A 15,039-nucleotide genomic window follows, 5' to 3' on the forward strand; every position below is an offset into this window, starting at 1 on the left:
GGACTGAATAAACGATGGCTTTCCAAAAAAGAGAAAACAACAATGAAGAGCGCGGCGAGCGTAAGTTCGGCGGTCGTAAAGGCGGACGTAACAAGCGTCGCAAAGTTTGCTTCTTCACTGTAAACAAAATCAAGCACATTGACTATAAAGATACAGACTTGCTCAAGAAGTTTATCAGCGAACGCGGAAAAATTCTTCCTCGCCGTGTAACCGGAACAAGTGCTAAATATCAACGTGCGTTGACGATCGCGATTAAGCGCTCCCGTCAAATCGCTTTGCTGCCTTACACAACTGAGTAATCAGTTCTATAGAAACAGTCGGATGCTATCCGGCTGTTTTTTTATACCCACCATTCTTATATCTGGAATAATTTTTCATTTTTACCCTCCAAAATGGGGATTGCTCACGAATGTATAGATATAGATATGTTATAATTAAGGAATAGAGAATATAAAGAATGATCGCACGCGAGAACCTATAAAGCGATAAACGGAGGACACCTTTTGAAAAACTTAAGAATGAGCCTGCGTGCCAAAATTATAACGAGTTATTTATTACTCATTGTCTGTCTATCGGGGTCTGTCATTTATATTGGGTCCCAAATGCAACATTTAAGCAAACAAGCAGAATCGTTAGAGAATCATTTGAAATATACAACCCAGCTTACCTACAACTTGGAGAAACACTTGCTAGAAATTGAAACGGGCATGAGAGGTTACTTGCTTTCAGGGGATATGGCTTATCTGGAGCCTTATAACGACGGAAAATCCCTATGGAGCGGCGATTATAATGCTTTGGTCAGCGAACTATCCGAAAACCCGGAACAACAGCGAAATTTGGAAGAATTGAAGAAGGACGCCGATGCATGGATCAACGACGTTGTGGATCCTCTGATTTTGCTTAGACAAGAGGGCAACTCAACAGAAACATTGAAAAAATTCAGAACAAATAGCGGACTCCAAGAATTCGAGCAATTACGGATCCAACTTCAATCTTTTAAAGAAAACGAAGAGGCAATAACAGGTCAACAGGTAGATGACTTAAACAAGGCAAACCAAGCGATGGTTCTCGCTTTTTATGCCAGCTGGTTCGGTATCATTATCTTAGTACTGATTGTTGCTTATATCACATCCAGAACGGTGGTAGGAACGATTGGTCAAGTAACCCAGTTAATTAACGACATGACAACCTCAGACGGTGGAAGACGAGCAAGGTTAACTTTGAAAACCAACGACGAGATCGGTGATTTGGTTCAAGCGACCAACCGGCTATTCGATAAATATGAACAAGAGAATTGGGTAGAGAAGAAGAGCAATGAGTTCGCCATGATGTATTTTGAAATGAAAGACACCACAGAACTAACAGACGCCTTTATCCGCACGCTATCGGCTGAACTCAAGCTGCCTTATGGGGCGGTCTATCTCTCCACTGTCACAGACGGACATGAATATGTAAGGACTGCAACTTATGCGGGTATCCAGCCGTTGATCGATAAAGATACCGTTGCGTTCACACTTGGTGAAGGGCTTGTAGGACAGTGTGCGCGAAACCGACAGGTAATCAAGGTAGAGGGTAATCTTACAGACACGAAAATCGTCTCCGGACTAGGACATACTACGCCCAGAAGTTTGTTATTATCTCCGATCGAATTCGATGGAAGTATTCTGGGCGTGGTAGAGCTCGCCAGTTTACAAGAGTTCACTGAGATGGAGCAGGAAATGGTTCAGCGTGTGGTAACGGCTCTGGGAATTACACTGCATAACGTACAAAGAGGCATGGAATTAACTTCACTCTATAGTGAGTCACAGACGATGAATGAAGAGCTCATGACCCATACAGAGGAGCTTCAAGCGCAATCGGAGGAGCTTCAGGTGCAAGCGGACCAATTGCAGACGATGGTGAATCAGCTGGAAAACCAAAAGCAGCTGCTGGAAACGCAATCCGCGGAAGTCGAAGAATCAAAAATGGAAATCGAGAAATACGCAGAGCAGCTAGAGGAAAGTTCCCGATATAAATCGGAATTTCTGGCGAACATGTCACATGAGCTGCGCACTCCGTTGAATTCCATGCTGATTCTGGCGCAATTTCTATCGGATAATTCAAACGGCACGCTCACTGAAGATGAGCTTGATTACGCCAAGCATATTCATTCGTCGGGAACGGATTTAATGATTCTAATCAGCGATATACTGGATATATCCAAAGTAGAGGCGGGGAAGCTGTCTATGCAGATTGCTCCAGCCCTGCTGGTTGAAACGATGGAAAGCTTGGAGCGTGACTTCAGACCGGTTGCTGATAAGAAGAAACTGCAATTTCATGTTCAAACGCAAGCCGATTTGCCGGAGACGATTCAGACCGATCCGATGCGATTGCAACAAATCTTGAAAAACTTCCTCTCCAACGCTATGAAGTTTACTGAACAAGGGAGCGTTACCCTGAACCTTCGTGAAGCTCACTCACATGAGCTGGAGATATATGCCTTGTCAGCCGAAACACAACCTTACCTGGCCTTCGATGTCATTGATACCGGTATCGGTATCAAGGCAAGTGAGCAAGGTGCGGTATTCAATGCTTTTGAACAAGCGGATTCGGGAATTGAACGGAAGTACGGGGGAACCGGATTAGGGTTGTCGATTTCCAAGGAATTGGCAAGATTGCTGGGCGGCATGATTTATCTGGTTAGCAAGGAGGGGGAGGGCAGCACATTTACGTTGTTGCTCCCTGTGGATTCTAATGTTGCGATTGCCCGCCAAGAGGATGCTGAGGCGCGGAACTTGCAATCTAAAGCACCTTCTGAACCGATATATGAACAGAGTGCGGCGGCATTAGAGGTCGTGGAAGAAGCACCGGCGGAGCGGCTTGTTCATGCTAAAGGCAACCATGTGTTGTTGGTGGACGATGATCCTAGGAATATCTACGCCTTAACGCAACCACTGCTGGCTAGGGGCTTGCGAGTAGGCACAGCGGGGACTGGTAAGGAAAGCATAGAGTATCTTAAAGAACACCCTGACGTATGTTTGGTTCTTATGGATATGATGATGCCCGAAATGAACGGTTATGAGGCTACACGTGTTATCCGCACTGAATTGGGGCTGGATTTGCCGATTATCGCGCTTACAGCGAAAGCGATGAAACAGGATCGGGAGAAGTGTCTGGAAGCGGGAGCGTCGGACTATATCAGCAAGCCCATTGATACGGCGCAATTATTTTCACTCATGGCAGTATGGATATCGGGGTCATCGAATTAAGGTTGGTTTAAGGTATGGACGTCGGAACTATGCTAAAATGGGCTTGGGATCGGATAAGTTAAAGTTAAATTTAGCTTGTGGCGGTTACCAGTTTGAGTACTTTAGGAGATTGAACATGATGAATATTGCTTTTTTTCTGTTACCTAAGAAAGAAGTAGCCTGTATGTCCATGGAATCGACACTACGTCAGACGCTGGAACGCATGGAATACCACAGATACACGGCCGTACCGATTCTGAATGAGAACGGGGAATACGTGGGCACTGTAACGGAGGGCGACTTGCTATGGTTTATTAAAAATACAGCCGAGCTCTCATTCCATGAAGCTTCACGCTATCATTTGTCAGATGTCCCTTTACGTCTGCAGAACAAAAGTGTTCGCATTGATGCCAATATGGTCGACTTAATCAATTTGGTTAAATTACAGAATTTCGTACCCGTTGTAGATGACACTAATAAATTTATAGGTATCGTTCGGAGAAGTGACGTTATTGATTATTGTGCCAAATTCGCATTGAAAGAACTTTCCGCGAAGGCTTAATCAAGAGCGCATAAAGAAAATCAACAGTGAGGAGCAGCACGTCTGCCCTTGCTGTTTTTAATGTGAAGGTCAAGAGCTCCCGGCTTTCGGCAATGGATAGAGTTTTGTGATATAATCTACAATAACGCTTAAGTTTCATGTAGCAGTATTCACATACGAGGTGAACCCGTTGAATAATCGTTGGAAGCCCTATCTATGGGCATTTATTTATGTAGCCTTACTATTGCTGATGCTGACGCCGTTTAATTTCGTCGCGATGAGCTTGCTTCTGGTACCTTTACTGAGCTTGTTCGTTCTGTTGGATGTGAAGCGGTTCGCGGTCGTTCTGATCGCACTGTGCGGCATTCCGTTCTTATTGCTGCAATCGGTGGGTTTATTTACGTTAATCCTCACCCTGTTCTTTGCTATTCCCGCTGTGGTCATGGGCACGCTCTATAAGAAGGAAAAGAGCGCGATGATGGTATTAACTTCGGGTATTATCACGGTATTGGGTGTTATGGTGGCAGGCTTCGCCATAAGCGGGTTGCTGGGCTTTAATATCGGTCAATCTGTTTCCGGTCTGGTGGAAGAAACGATGAAGGCATTGCCTTCCGTGTACGACACGGTTATGCCGGAGGGTTACGCGCAGGACTTGGCTGGATTTATCATTCAATTGATCCCGTTGTATATGATTCTGGGATCGTTCTATTTTGTCAGCATTGGTCATACGGTTACTCGACGTCTGTTGCTCAGACAGGGCATTGTTCTGCCGAAGTTGCCTCCGTTCCGGAATTGGATGCTGCCGAAGGCGCTGGTATTCTATTATTTAATTGCTATGGTTCTTAATATTTTCATTTCACCCGACGATGAATCGACGCTTTCCGTCGTTCTGGTTAACATGATTCCGCTGCTGAATATTGCTTTCTCTATTCAGGCCTTTAGTTTTCTGTGTTTCGTGGCTGACTTAAAAAAATGGAACAAGTTCTGGTTGGTGCTTGGTTTGGCCGCTGTTCTCTTCTTCCCTCCGCTGAGCTTGCTCGGTGTATTCGATACGGCGTTCCCGATCCGGCAGAGGTTGAAAAATTAATGGGAAGCAGAGGCGATTTGTAATGCCCAAATTTTTGCTAACCCGTTGGCACGGACTTCATATGATATGGACTTTCATTTTCATGCTGGCGTTAACGATTGGGCTCGCGATATTCCGTCTGGAGCTGGGTTTAGTCGCTTTATTGATTAGCGGTTTGCTTGCATACTACACCTTGGCCGCGGAGAAGGCATTCAGACAAGAATTAAGTGATTATATCGGAACGCTATCCCATCGGGTGAAACGGGCCGGCAATGAAGTGATGAACGAATTGCCAATCGGAATACTGTTGTACAACGAAGATCGAACGATTGAATGGCATAATCCCTATGTTGCGCGCATGGCTGATAAAGAATCCTTGATCGGTGTTCCTATGGATGACATATTTCCACTCCTTAAAGGTAAGAAGGATAAAGAATCTTCATATGAAATTTCGCTAGGCAGCAAAGTTTATCAAATTCATATGAAAGCCGAAGAACGACTGCTGTATTTCAGCGATGTTACCGAATTGCGCACGATTCTGAAGCAATACGAGGAAGAACGCATTGTCCTAGGTATTGTCATGATGGATAATCTGGATGAAGTGACGCAAGGCATGGATGATCAGAGCCGCAGTCTGATGATGTCCAAGGTAACCAATCAGATCGCGGATTGGGCCCAAGAATACGATATTTATATTAAACGGATTACTTCCGATAAATATTTACTGGTTATGGATCAAGGGACGTTGACAAAGTTGGAGCAAACCCGGTTTGAGCTCCTCGATGAGATTCGGGAGATGACCGCGGAGCATAAACTGCCTGTAACGGTCTCAATGGGGATCGCCGGGGGCTCGACCCATCTGATCGAGCTGGGTCAGTTGACCCAGACCAGCTTAGACATGGCGCTAGGCCGGGGCGGTGATCAGGTCGCTGTGAAAATTGGCCAACGCTTATCGTTCTACGGCGGCAAATCCAATGCGGTAGAGAAGCGCACCCGCGTCCGCGCCCGGGTCATATCGCACGCGCTGCGCGATCTTATCCAAGAGAGTGACCGTGTCGTAATTGTCGGTCACAAAAATCCGGATATGGATGCCATCGGGGCAGCCATCGGGATGCTCAAAGCCGTTCATCTGAGCGGCAAGGAAGGCTACATCGTATTGGAAGGGATTAACCCTTCCATTCAGCGGCTCATGGCCATCCTTACGGAAGATGAACGCATCAGCGCAAGCTTCATCACACCTGAAGAATCACTCCAGATTGTTGAGCCGCGTAGTCTGGTCATTGTTCTGGACACGCATAAAGCTTCTATGCTGAAAGAGCCGAGGATTCTGCAACAGACGCATCGCATCGTCATCGTGGATCACCATCGTCGCGGCGAGGATTTCATCCAGGACGCCATATTGGTCTATATGGAACCCTATGCTTCCTCCACTTGTGAACTGGTGACTGAGCTCTTGCAGTACTTCCATGATCCGATGGATCTGGATGCGCTCGAAGCCACAGCGCTGCTGGCCGGTATAGTCGTCGACACGAAGCATTTCTCCGTGCAGACGGGCGCAAGAACATTTGAAGCGGCATCCTATTTACGCAGACATGGAGCGGATTCCACGATGGTCCAGAAGCTGCTTAAAGAGAATCTCGATGATTACATGAAGAAAGCCGAAATTGTAAAGCAAGCGGAAATCTACAAAGGGCATATCGCGCTCGCGGTATCCGAACCCGGACATAAAGCGCCCCAACTCATGATTGCGCAAGTAGCGGATACGCTGCTGAATATGAATGATATCCTGGCGTCCTTCGTCGTCAGCGAGAGACCGGACGGGATGGTCGGGATCAGCGCCAGATCCACGGGACAGATCAACGTTCAGGTGATTATGGAACGCCTGGGCGGCGGCGGGCATCTGACGAATGCGGCAACCCAGATGGAATGCACCTTGCAAGCGGCCGTATATAGATTGAAACAAGTATTAAATCAATTGGAAGAGGAAGAGGGGTTGTTCGAATGAGAGTTATTTTTCTGAAAGATGTAAAGGGTCAAGGCAAAAAAGGCGATATTAAAGAGTTATCCGAGGGATACGTTAACAATTTCCTGTTGCCGAAAGGCTTGGTTAAAGCCGCTTCCGAAGGCAATGTAAAGACATTGGAACTACAGACGGTTGCCGAAGGCAAGCGTAAAGATAAAGAGAAGCAAGACGCTCAAGATCTGGCGGCTAAGCTGGAAGCGATGACGATCGAGATTCGTTCCAAAATCGGGGAAGGCGGTCGCCTCTTCGGTTCCATCACAAGCAAGCAGATCGCAGAAGCGCTGGCTGCCAAAGGCTACAAGATTGATAAGCGCAAAATTGAACTAAACGATCCGATTCGCACCCTCGGCGTAACCCAGATGCCGGTGAAGCTGCATCCGGAAGTGAAAGCTACGCTCAAGGTTCAAGTTTCGGAAGAGAAGTAAGGGAGCGGTCATTCCATGAACGGGGAAATGTTGTTCGACCGAATCCCGCCGCAAAATATGGAAGCCGAGCAAGCGGTACTCGGCGCCGTGCTCTTGGACGGCGAAGCGTTGATCACATCGATGGAGCGCATCCGCAGCGAGGACTTCTACAGCTCCGCCCACCAACGCATCTACGAGGCGATGGTGGAGCTGGGTGAGGGCAACCAGCCTGTCGATCTTGTCACGCTGACGTCACGTCTGCAGGACAAGAAAGAGCTGGAGGATATCGGCGGGGTCAGCTACCTCGCCAAGCTTGCCAACGCCGTCCCCACGGCGGCGAATGTGGACTACTATGCGCAGATCGTCGAAGAGAAATCCATGCTGCGCCGTCTCATCCGCACCGCCACCCAGATTGTCAGCAACGGGTATGGCGGGGCGGAGGACGTCAGCGGGATTCTTAACGAAGCGGAACAGCGCATTCTGGAGATCTCGAACCGCCGCACGGGCAGCGGGTTCATCTCGATCCGGGATGTGCTCATGGAAGTGTTCGACCGGGTGGAGATGCTCAACCAGAGTAAAGGCGACATGACCGGCATCCCGTCCGGGTTTACGGACTTGGACAAGATGACATCAGGCTTCCAGCGGAATGATCTGATCATCGTGGCCGCGCGTCCGTCTGTTGGTAAGACCGCGTTCGCGCTGAATATCGCGCAGAACGTCGGCGTACGGTCCAAAGAGACCGTAGCGATCTTCTCGCTGGAGATGTCAGCCGCGCAGCTCGTACAGCGGATTATCTGCGCCGAGGCGAACGTCGATGCCGGGCGTATGCGTACAGGCGTCCTGGAAGGGGACGACTGGGAGAAGATGACGATGGCGATCGGATCCTTGTCCGAAGCCGAGATTTACATCGATGATACGCCAGGGATCACGGTATCGGAGATTCGCGCCAAGTGCCGCCGTCTCAAGAAAGAGAAGGGGCTTGGCATGATTCTGATCGATTACCTCCAGCTCATTTCCGGACGGGGGAAAGCCGGCGAGAACAGACAGCAAGAGGTATCGGAAATTTCCCGTACATTGAAGCAGATTGCCCGGGAATTGTCCGTGCCGGTCATCGCGCTTTCTCAGCTTAGCCGGGGCGTAGAGCAACGGCAAGATAAACGTCCGATGATGTCCGACCTTCGGGAATCCGGTTCGATTGAGCAAGATGCGGATATCGTTGCCTTCTTGTACCGGGATGATTACTACAATCAGGACTCCGAAAAGAAGAACATCATTGAGATTATTATCGCCAAACAGCGGAACGGTCCCGTAGGTACGGTAGAACTGGTGTTTCTGAAGAACTATAATAAATTCGTTAGTCTGGACCGAAGTCATCAGGAGATGTCGGTCGGATAACGCTAAATCCCGAACAATAACTTTTTTGATAATCGTTATTGTTCGGGATTTTTATTTGACTTTAGCACTGTAGATTGATAAAATGAGTACGCTGTGATGAACGGCTAATTTGGTGTGACAAGCACCCGACGGGGGTATGAACATGTCAACGGTAGTTGTAGTAGGAACCCAATGGGGAGACGAAGGTAAAGGCAAGATTACGGATTTCCTGGCAGAAAGCGCGGAGGTTGTCGCTCGTTATCAAGGCGGTAACAATGCCGGCCATACCATCATGATTGATGAGAAAAAATATAAATTGCACATGATTCCATCCGGAATTTTCTATGATAATAAAATTTGTGTGATCGGCAACGGCATGGTGATCAACCCGGCTGCCCTGATTGAAGAAATTAACTATATCCATGACAATGGGTTCAAAACAGACAATCTGCGCATCAGCGACCGCGCACATGTTATTATGCCCTACCATATGGTGCTGGACGGCCTGGAAGAGGACCGTAAAGGCGCGAATAAGATCGGAACGACCCGCAAAGGAATCGGCCCGGCATATATGGATAAAGCAGCGCGGAACGGGATTCGTATCGCGGATCTGATGGATGCCGCCGAATTCGAAATGAAGCTGCGCCGGATTATGGAAGAAAAGAATCAACTGATCGAATCCGTTTACGGAACGCGCGGTCTGGAAGTGGATCCGATTCTTGAAGAGTACCTGGCGTTCGCCGAGATCCTTCGTCCTTATGTGACCGATACTTCGGTCGTGTTGAACGACAACATTGACGCGGGCAAGCGTGTGTTGTTCGAAGGCGCGCAAGGCGTCATGCTGGATATTGACCAAGGTACGTACCCGTACGTAACTTCATCCAATCCGACAGCCGGCGGCGTGTGTATCGGCGCAGGCGTTGGACCGACGAAGATTCGCCAAGTCATTGGGGTCGCTAAGGCTTACACGACCCGTGTCGGAGACGGCCCGTTCCCGACCGAGCAAACGAACGAAACCGGTGACTGGATCCGCGAGAAAGGCCATGAATACGGCACAACTACAGGACGTCCGCGCCGTGTAGGCTGGTTTGACAGCGTCGTTGTGCGTCATGCTAGACGCGTCAGCGGTATTACAGGCTTGTCCTTGAACTCCATTGATGTCATGACTGGACTTGAAACGGTGAAAATTTGTACCGGCTACAAGTATAAAGGAGAAGTCATCGACTACTACCCGGCTTCCCTGAATATGCTGGCGGAATGCGAAGCGGTGTATGAGGAGCTTCCGGGCTGGACGGAGGATGTTACAGGCGTTCGTTCCTTGGATGAGCTGCCGGCTAACGCCCGTCATTACCTGGAACGCGTATCGCAGCTATCCGGTATTCCGATTGCCATCTTCTCGGTAGGACGTAACCGTGAACAAACGAATCAGGTTCGCCCGATTTACGTATAGGTTGAGAAAGCCCCCATCCGCAGCCGCGGTGTTGGGGGCTTATTTTTGTTCGTTCGCATCAGCAGGGGCTGCTTACAGCTTCGGTAAGGTCGGGATCGTTTGAGCGCAGGAGCCCGCCAACGGCAAGTTGTTGCACACATATTGGCCCGCGCTGTTCTCGGTGGCGGCACCTGCCGGAGCAGGCTGATGCACCCGCTGCTTCCATAATTGCCACATCATAAAGCCGTCGGACGGACGAGCTTTATTCTTCATGTACTTCACCATGGTTTCCACGTTGTAATACGGAGAAGCCACGTTGTTCTGACCGGTCAGCATATCAGCGTCATAGACCGTGCCTGCAGGAGCGAGAAGTTCTAATATGGCCCCGCCGGAGCCTTCAGGTGCAATCTCCATACCCATGTTAATCGGTCCATTGTAGATGGCGCGATACGATTCATAGCCTTCACGAGGGTCGTAATAGTCTCCCGCATCATAGGACATCAGATTGATCATATCGATCTTCCCGCCATGGTTCTTCACCAGACTGTACATGGTGCCGCCGAACGGAGAGCCCCACTGCACTTTACCTTCTTCAAAAGGGGTCCCTTTCACGTAATAGGCGCCAGTGGACCAGCCTGCGATGGAGATTTTCAGGGACGCTCCGCGCGCCTTAATCTCGTTGTACAAGCTATTGATGATGCCTCCGATTTCGCCGTCCTTCGTGCAACTGAACTGGTCCGCAGTCAGCTTGTTACAGTTGCTGGTGCTGGATTCCCAGTCAATGTCTACGCCTGTAGCGCCAAGATCCAGTGCCAAATCAACCACACGCGGCGCGCTGAAGGAGGACCATTGACTGCCCTGACTGTAATCCCAGCCGCCGACAGACACCCAGACACCGGTTCCCCGGGATTTCAATGCGGCGATATTACCGCGTAAATCCTGCGCTTGCTGTGCCGTGAATTTCTTCTGTCCGGTTGAACCCGTCTTCCCTTCCACAAACTCAAAGCCGGCAACCGCTTGATCGAATGCGTAAGAACCTTTCACATAGGCGGTATCCGGTCTGGCAAAAGCGAGGTTGATATCGGTAATATAGTTCGGAATGTTCGCCGTGGTCAGATCATAAATACTTGTGTTCCATGAGCTGGCGTAGCTTACGAACTTACGTGTGCCGGGCTGGGTTGTTCCAGTCTGTGTTTGCACAGAGACGGCTGAGCTCGACGCTGACAGGTTGCCCGCCGCATCCTTGGCCCTGACCGTGAACGTGTACGTTGTGGAAGCTGCCAGACCGACAACGGTGGCGGAGGTTCCGGTCACGCTTACGGCGAGAGCCGACCCATTGTAAACGTTATAACCGGTAACGGCCGTATTATCGGTAGAAGCGTTCCAGGACAAGGAAACACTGTAGCTGGTCGCACCTGCAGATACAACTCCTGTAGGGACGGAAGGAGCCTGAGTGTCATTCGTTACCGAGCAATCGCTAATATACTTCCAGGGGCCGGATTCACCGCCCTGATCAGGATGGTTTCCTTGCGTCCACCATTTGGCTTCGTAAATCTTGCTGTTGTGAGAAACTCGCGCGCCGCTCGTATACACAGCCGTTGAGCTCCAGGCCGGCGTCTGTCCGCAGCTGCTGCCGCCGGATCCTCCAGTCTGGGTTGTCACAGTAACCGCGGAACTGGCCGCAGAGATGTTGCCTGCGCCGTCCTTGGCTTTCACCGTGAAGGTGTAGGCTGTGTTGGCCGATAAGCCGCTCACCGTTGCGCTTGTGCCGGTTATAGCTACGGCTAGGGATGCGCCGCTATACACATCGTAACCGGTTACAGCTGTGTTGTCGGTGGAGGCCGTCCAGGAAAGGCTCACGCTGGAAGCGGTCGTGCCTGTGGACGTCAAGCCGCCCGGGGCGGATGGAGCTTGCGTATCCGCGTCGCCACCGCCGCCAGTGCCTTCCAGCCATAAGGAAGCGACGTTAGCCGGCTCCCAGCCGGGAAGGGAATGATGCGCCTGGCGGCACTGATAGGTTTTGCCTGCGTAAGTAACGGTATCGCCGACAGCGTAGTTGGTGTAGGTTGCCCAAGCACCGCGGTCGGCGGCCTCGGCTGTCGTGCTGAAGATCGGGAGTAAGCTTAGAAGAAGGGCGGCAATCAGAGCGAGTAAGAAGGGTTTGGTAATGAATGCGGAAGCGGGACCGGAAGCATGAGCAGAAGGAGCAGCAGAAGCGGAACCAGAGGCGGAAGCGTAACCGGCAGCAGAGTCAGAAGCAGAAGCAGAGTCAGAAGCAGAGCCAGGAGCAGAAGGACGAAGGTTGAGCACGTTCATGAACAATCTCCTCTCATCTTTTTGAAATTGGGTGATAACAATATTTTCCTGTAGGTCAGAGCTTTTCTCAAGGATACATTTACACGATTGAGGGAGAAATTTATCCAAGCGTACATAAACCATGTCTGAAAACCCTGCAACTCCGTCCATACTGAAAAGAGAGGATACGAGAGGCGGGAAGAGAGCATGAAATTTATACAATGGCTGGGAAAGACCGTACTGACTACGTTGTTGGTGTGCGCGTTATCGATTTACACGTCTTATTTCGTCATCAATATGTATGTGGAAAAAGTGTTGAGCCAGTTCAACATCAAGCTGTCCGGGGGCGCTCTGCAGTTGCCGGAGTTGATCAGCAGTATGGCCGGCGGGGTTTCTGGCGGGCTGACGGGGAGCGGGAACAACGGGAATAACGGGAACAGCGAGGACGGCAAAGCCAACCCGGGAAGTGCAGAAGCTGACGGGTCTGTAGATGGTACGAACCAGAGCAGGGATGAAGGCACAAACCCAAGCGCGAACCAAGGCACCGATCAAGGAGGCTCGAACTTCGGAAGCGGCACAGGCGCGGAAGATTCCCCGGTTGCCGGAAGCGGGACGGAAGGAGCCACCGGGGGCGCGGGCGCTTTTGACGAAGAGGCGGTGGAAGTCTGGAATCAAGAAAGCGGGGAGCAGGACGAAGTTGTTATGTCTCCGGATGAACTTCAGAAAAAGAAGGACAGTCTGAGCTTTGAAGAGAAGGCCAAGGTGTTCGAGCTCATGCAGAAAAAGCTGCCGCCCGAAGAGATGCAGCGCATTTCCGGATTCATGGAAGACGGCATCACGGAAGCGGAGCTGGGCAGTGTGAAAGAGCTGTTGGCCAAATATTTCACAGACGCCGAATATGCGGAATTGATCGTGGTTTTTGGCGGGTAGACTGGGGATTTTCCTCTTCTTGGATCGAACGGAGCGGCCCTTGTAAGGTTGCCGTGCCGACAGAGGCTGTGGTAAAGTAGTCAAAGTGAACCGCTGACGACAGGTAAATAACCCGAGATCCGGTTTTTTTCATTTTACTTACTACAATCACAGCAATGAGCTTACAAGGAGAGAGATATGTCCGTATTCAAAGGAAACCGTTGGCTGAAACGTCTGCAGAAGCGCACCGAGCAACAAGCGCAACCCGCGGAAACATCCGCTGACAGCAACAATGAACACAAGGCTCCTTCCCGCAAGAAATGGGTTGCGGCCACCGGAGCGGCAGGATTGATCGCTTTAGGATTTATGCTCAGTAATCAATACGTGAAAGCTAACACGACAGAAGTGTTCCACGTTTCCGTAGCAGGTAAACAAGCCGGCATTGTGAATGACAAGAAGCTGGTCGAGCGCTGGGTCAGCACACGCAACGCAGCCCTTCGGAAGCAGCATCCGAATGTAAATATTGCGCTAAACCGCGGCGACATTGCCGTGAAAAGCGAGAAAGTTTATAAAGCAACCTATGATAATACCAAGGCGCTGTCCCGATTGGACCAGATGTTGAAGCCGGCAGTGCAGGGCGTTCAGGTGAAGGTAAACGGGAAGGTTATCGGAACCGTGAAGGATGAGCAAACCGCGCAGTATGTCATTCGCAGATTACATAGTAAATATGTGCCGGTCCACCTGGCTAAACAAGCGTCTCAGCCGAGGCTGCAATTAGCCTCCTTGAGCGCGACCAGAGCAACCCCTGCGATCGGGCGTACGGTGAAGTACGTCAAGGTGATGGAGCAGGTTGACACCACCAACGTGATGACGTCTGACCCGGAGCAAATTACGGATGCGGGCACCGTGCTGAAACAAATGTTTGGCGGCACCGCCAAGCAGGTGAAATACACGGTTAAGGAAAACGACTGTGTGGGCTGTATCGCTAACCGGTTCGATATTCCGAAGGAACAATTGTACCGCAATAACCCCTGGATCGTGGATGATATGATTAAAGTCGGCGATGTGCTGGACCTCACGGTGAACAAGCCGGCCATCAACGTGAAGACGATTGAACAGGTGGTCGAACGCCACGATATCGCGCACAGCGTAGTTTATGTGTACGACAAGTCGCTTAAGGCGGGTAAGATGAAACGCGTGCAACCCGGTCAGGACGGCTCCAAAAAAGTCATCTACAAACTGACGAAGTTGAACGGTATGCTTTTGGACGAAGAAATTGTGGGACAGGTCGTCGAGAGCAAGTCGATACCCGAAATCATTCGTAAAGGTACGAAAGTCGTGATCGAAGACGGCACAGGCGTATTCGCATACCCGGTGTCCGGCGCTCGGCTGACCAGCACCTACGGTCATCGCTGGGGCCGACAGCATAAAGGCATCGATCTCGTAGGCAGCTCCACCGTGAAAGCCGCCGATAACGGCCGGGTCACTTTCGCAGGCGTGAAGAGCGGTTACGGCAACGTTGTCATCATAGATCACAATAATGGCTATGAGACGCTCTACGGACACCTAAAGAGCATTAGCGTTTCTGAAGGAGCCAAGGTTGGAAAAGGCAGCAAAATCGGCGTAATGGGCAATACAGGCCGCTCGACGGGCGTGCATTTACACTTTGAAGTTTACAAGAACGGCGCTGTGAAAAACCCGCTGAGCTATTTATAAATTTGAATCATTCCCACGAACGCCGCGGCTTGAAATAAGCCGCGGCGTTTCTCGT

Annotated in this window: 11 protein-coding genes; 10 read left to right on the plus strand and 1 reads right to left on the minus strand. The window is 50.3% G+C overall.

Annotated elements, in window-relative coordinates; all coding sequences use genetic code 11:
* The first annotated feature begins 14 nt into the window (after positions 1-14).
* The 8 genes from rpsR (at position 15) to SY83_RS06815 (ending at position 10,085) form a co-directional block, all read left to right on the plus strand.
* A complete protein-coding gene (gene rpsR, locus SY83_RS06780; RefSeq protein WP_068605426.1) occupies positions 15-299 on the plus strand; it encodes a 30S ribosomal protein S18 in 285 nt (94 codons plus the stop codon).
* A 204-nt stretch (positions 300-503) separates the two neighbouring features.
* Entirely contained in the window at positions 504-3,248 is a 2,745-nt protein-coding gene (locus SY83_RS06785; RefSeq protein WP_082882366.1) for a CHASE3 domain-containing protein, read from the plus strand.
* A 118-nt stretch (positions 3,249-3,366) separates the two neighbouring features.
* Positions 3,367-3,789 (plus strand): CBS domain-containing protein, encoded by a 423-nt coding sequence (locus tag SY83_RS06790; protein ID WP_068610962.1) that lies wholly within the window; start codon positions 3,367-3,369, stop codon positions 3,787-3,789.
* Between the two features lie 169 nt (positions 3,790-3,958).
* Positions 3,959-4,855 carry a DUF2232 domain-containing protein gene (locus SY83_RS06795; RefSeq protein ID WP_068605427.1) on the plus strand — a complete coding sequence of 299 codons (897 nt, stop codon included), beginning with the start codon at positions 3,959-3,961 and terminating at the stop codon, positions 4,853-4,855.
* Between the two features lie 22 nt (positions 4,856-4,877).
* On the plus strand, positions 4,878-6,839 hold the full coding sequence (locus tag SY83_RS06800; RefSeq protein WP_068605428.1) for a DHH family phosphoesterase: 1,962 nt from the start codon (positions 4,878-4,880) through the stop codon (positions 6,837-6,839).
* Entirely contained in the window at positions 6,836-7,282 is a 447-nt protein-coding gene (rplI, locus tag SY83_RS06805; protein ID WP_068605429.1) for a 50S ribosomal protein L9, read from the plus strand. The genes SY83_RS06800 and rplI overlap by 4 nt, the downstream gene beginning before the upstream one ends.
* Before the next feature lie 15 nt (positions 7,283-7,297).
* Positions 7,298-8,656 carry a replicative DNA helicase gene (dnaB, locus tag SY83_RS06810; protein ID WP_068605430.1) on the plus strand — a complete coding sequence of 453 codons (1,359 nt, stop codon included), beginning with the start codon at positions 7,298-7,300 and terminating at the stop codon, positions 8,654-8,656.
* 142 nt (positions 8,657-8,798) lie between these two features.
* Entirely contained in the window at positions 8,799-10,085 is a 1,287-nt protein-coding gene (locus SY83_RS06815; protein WP_068605431.1) for an adenylosuccinate synthase, read from the plus strand.
* Between the two features lie 72 nt (positions 10,086-10,157).
* Here the strand turns inward: SY83_RS06815 and SY83_RS22630 are convergent, their stop codons facing one another.
* Positions 10,158-12,380, minus strand: a complete 2,223-nt coding sequence (locus SY83_RS22630) for a carbohydrate-binding protein (protein ID WP_157279806.1) — start codon at positions 12,378-12,380, stop codon at positions 10,158-10,160.
* Positions 12,381-12,566: 186 nt separating this feature from the next.
* On the opposite strand from SY83_RS22630, the gene SY83_RS06825 reads away from it, so the two are divergent.
* Both SY83_RS06825 and SY83_RS06830 read left to right on the plus strand, forming a co-directional pair.
* Positions 12,567-13,289: a hypothetical protein gene (locus SY83_RS06825; RefSeq protein ID WP_068605432.1), complete on the plus strand. Its 723-nt coding sequence runs from the start codon at positions 12,567-12,569 to the stop codon at positions 13,287-13,289.
* Positions 13,290-13,466: 177 nt separating this feature from the next.
* Positions 13,467-14,984 (plus strand): M23 family metallopeptidase, encoded by a 1,518-nt coding sequence (locus SY83_RS06830; protein ID WP_068605433.1) that lies wholly within the window; start codon positions 13,467-13,469, stop codon positions 14,982-14,984.
* Positions 14,985-15,039: the final 55 nt, after the last annotated feature.

The organism is Paenibacillus swuensis (assembly GCF_001644605.1).
Lineage (GTDB): Bacteria > Bacillota > Bacilli > Paenibacillales > DY6 > Paenibacillus_N > Paenibacillus_N swuensis.

Bases quoted from the DNA above. Each gene is read 5' to 3' on its own strand.
- SY83_RS06825 (WP_068605432.1), top strand. From the start codon at position 12,567: ATGAAATTTATACAATGGCTGGGAAAGACCGTACTGACTACGTTGTTG.
- SY83_RS22630 (WP_157279806.1), bottom strand. From the start codon at position 12,380: ATGAACGTGCTCAACCTTCGTCCTTCTGCTCCTGGCTCTGCTTCTGAC.
- rplI (WP_068605429.1), top strand. From the start codon at position 6,836: ATGAGAGTTATTTTTCTGAAAGATGTAAAGGGTCAAGGCAAAAAAGGC.
- rpsR (WP_068605426.1), top strand. From the start codon at position 15: ATGGCTTTCCAAAAAAGAGAAAACAACAATGAAGAGCGCGGCGAGCGT.
- SY83_RS06800 (WP_068605428.1), top strand. From the start codon at position 4,878: ATGCCCAAATTTTTGCTAACCCGTTGGCACGGACTTCATATGATATGG.
- SY83_RS06790 (WP_068610962.1), top strand. From the start codon at position 3,367: ATGAATATTGCTTTTTTTCTGTTACCTAAGAAAGAAGTAGCCTGTATG.
- dnaB (WP_068605430.1), top strand. From the start codon at position 7,298: ATGAACGGGGAAATGTTGTTCGACCGAATCCCGCCGCAAAATATGGAA.
- SY83_RS06830 (WP_068605433.1), top strand. From the start codon at position 13,467: ATGTCCGTATTCAAAGGAAACCGTTGGCTGAAACGTCTGCAGAAGCGC.
- SY83_RS06815 (WP_068605431.1), top strand. From the start codon at position 8,799: ATGTCAACGGTAGTTGTAGTAGGAACCCAATGGGGAGACGAAGGTAAA.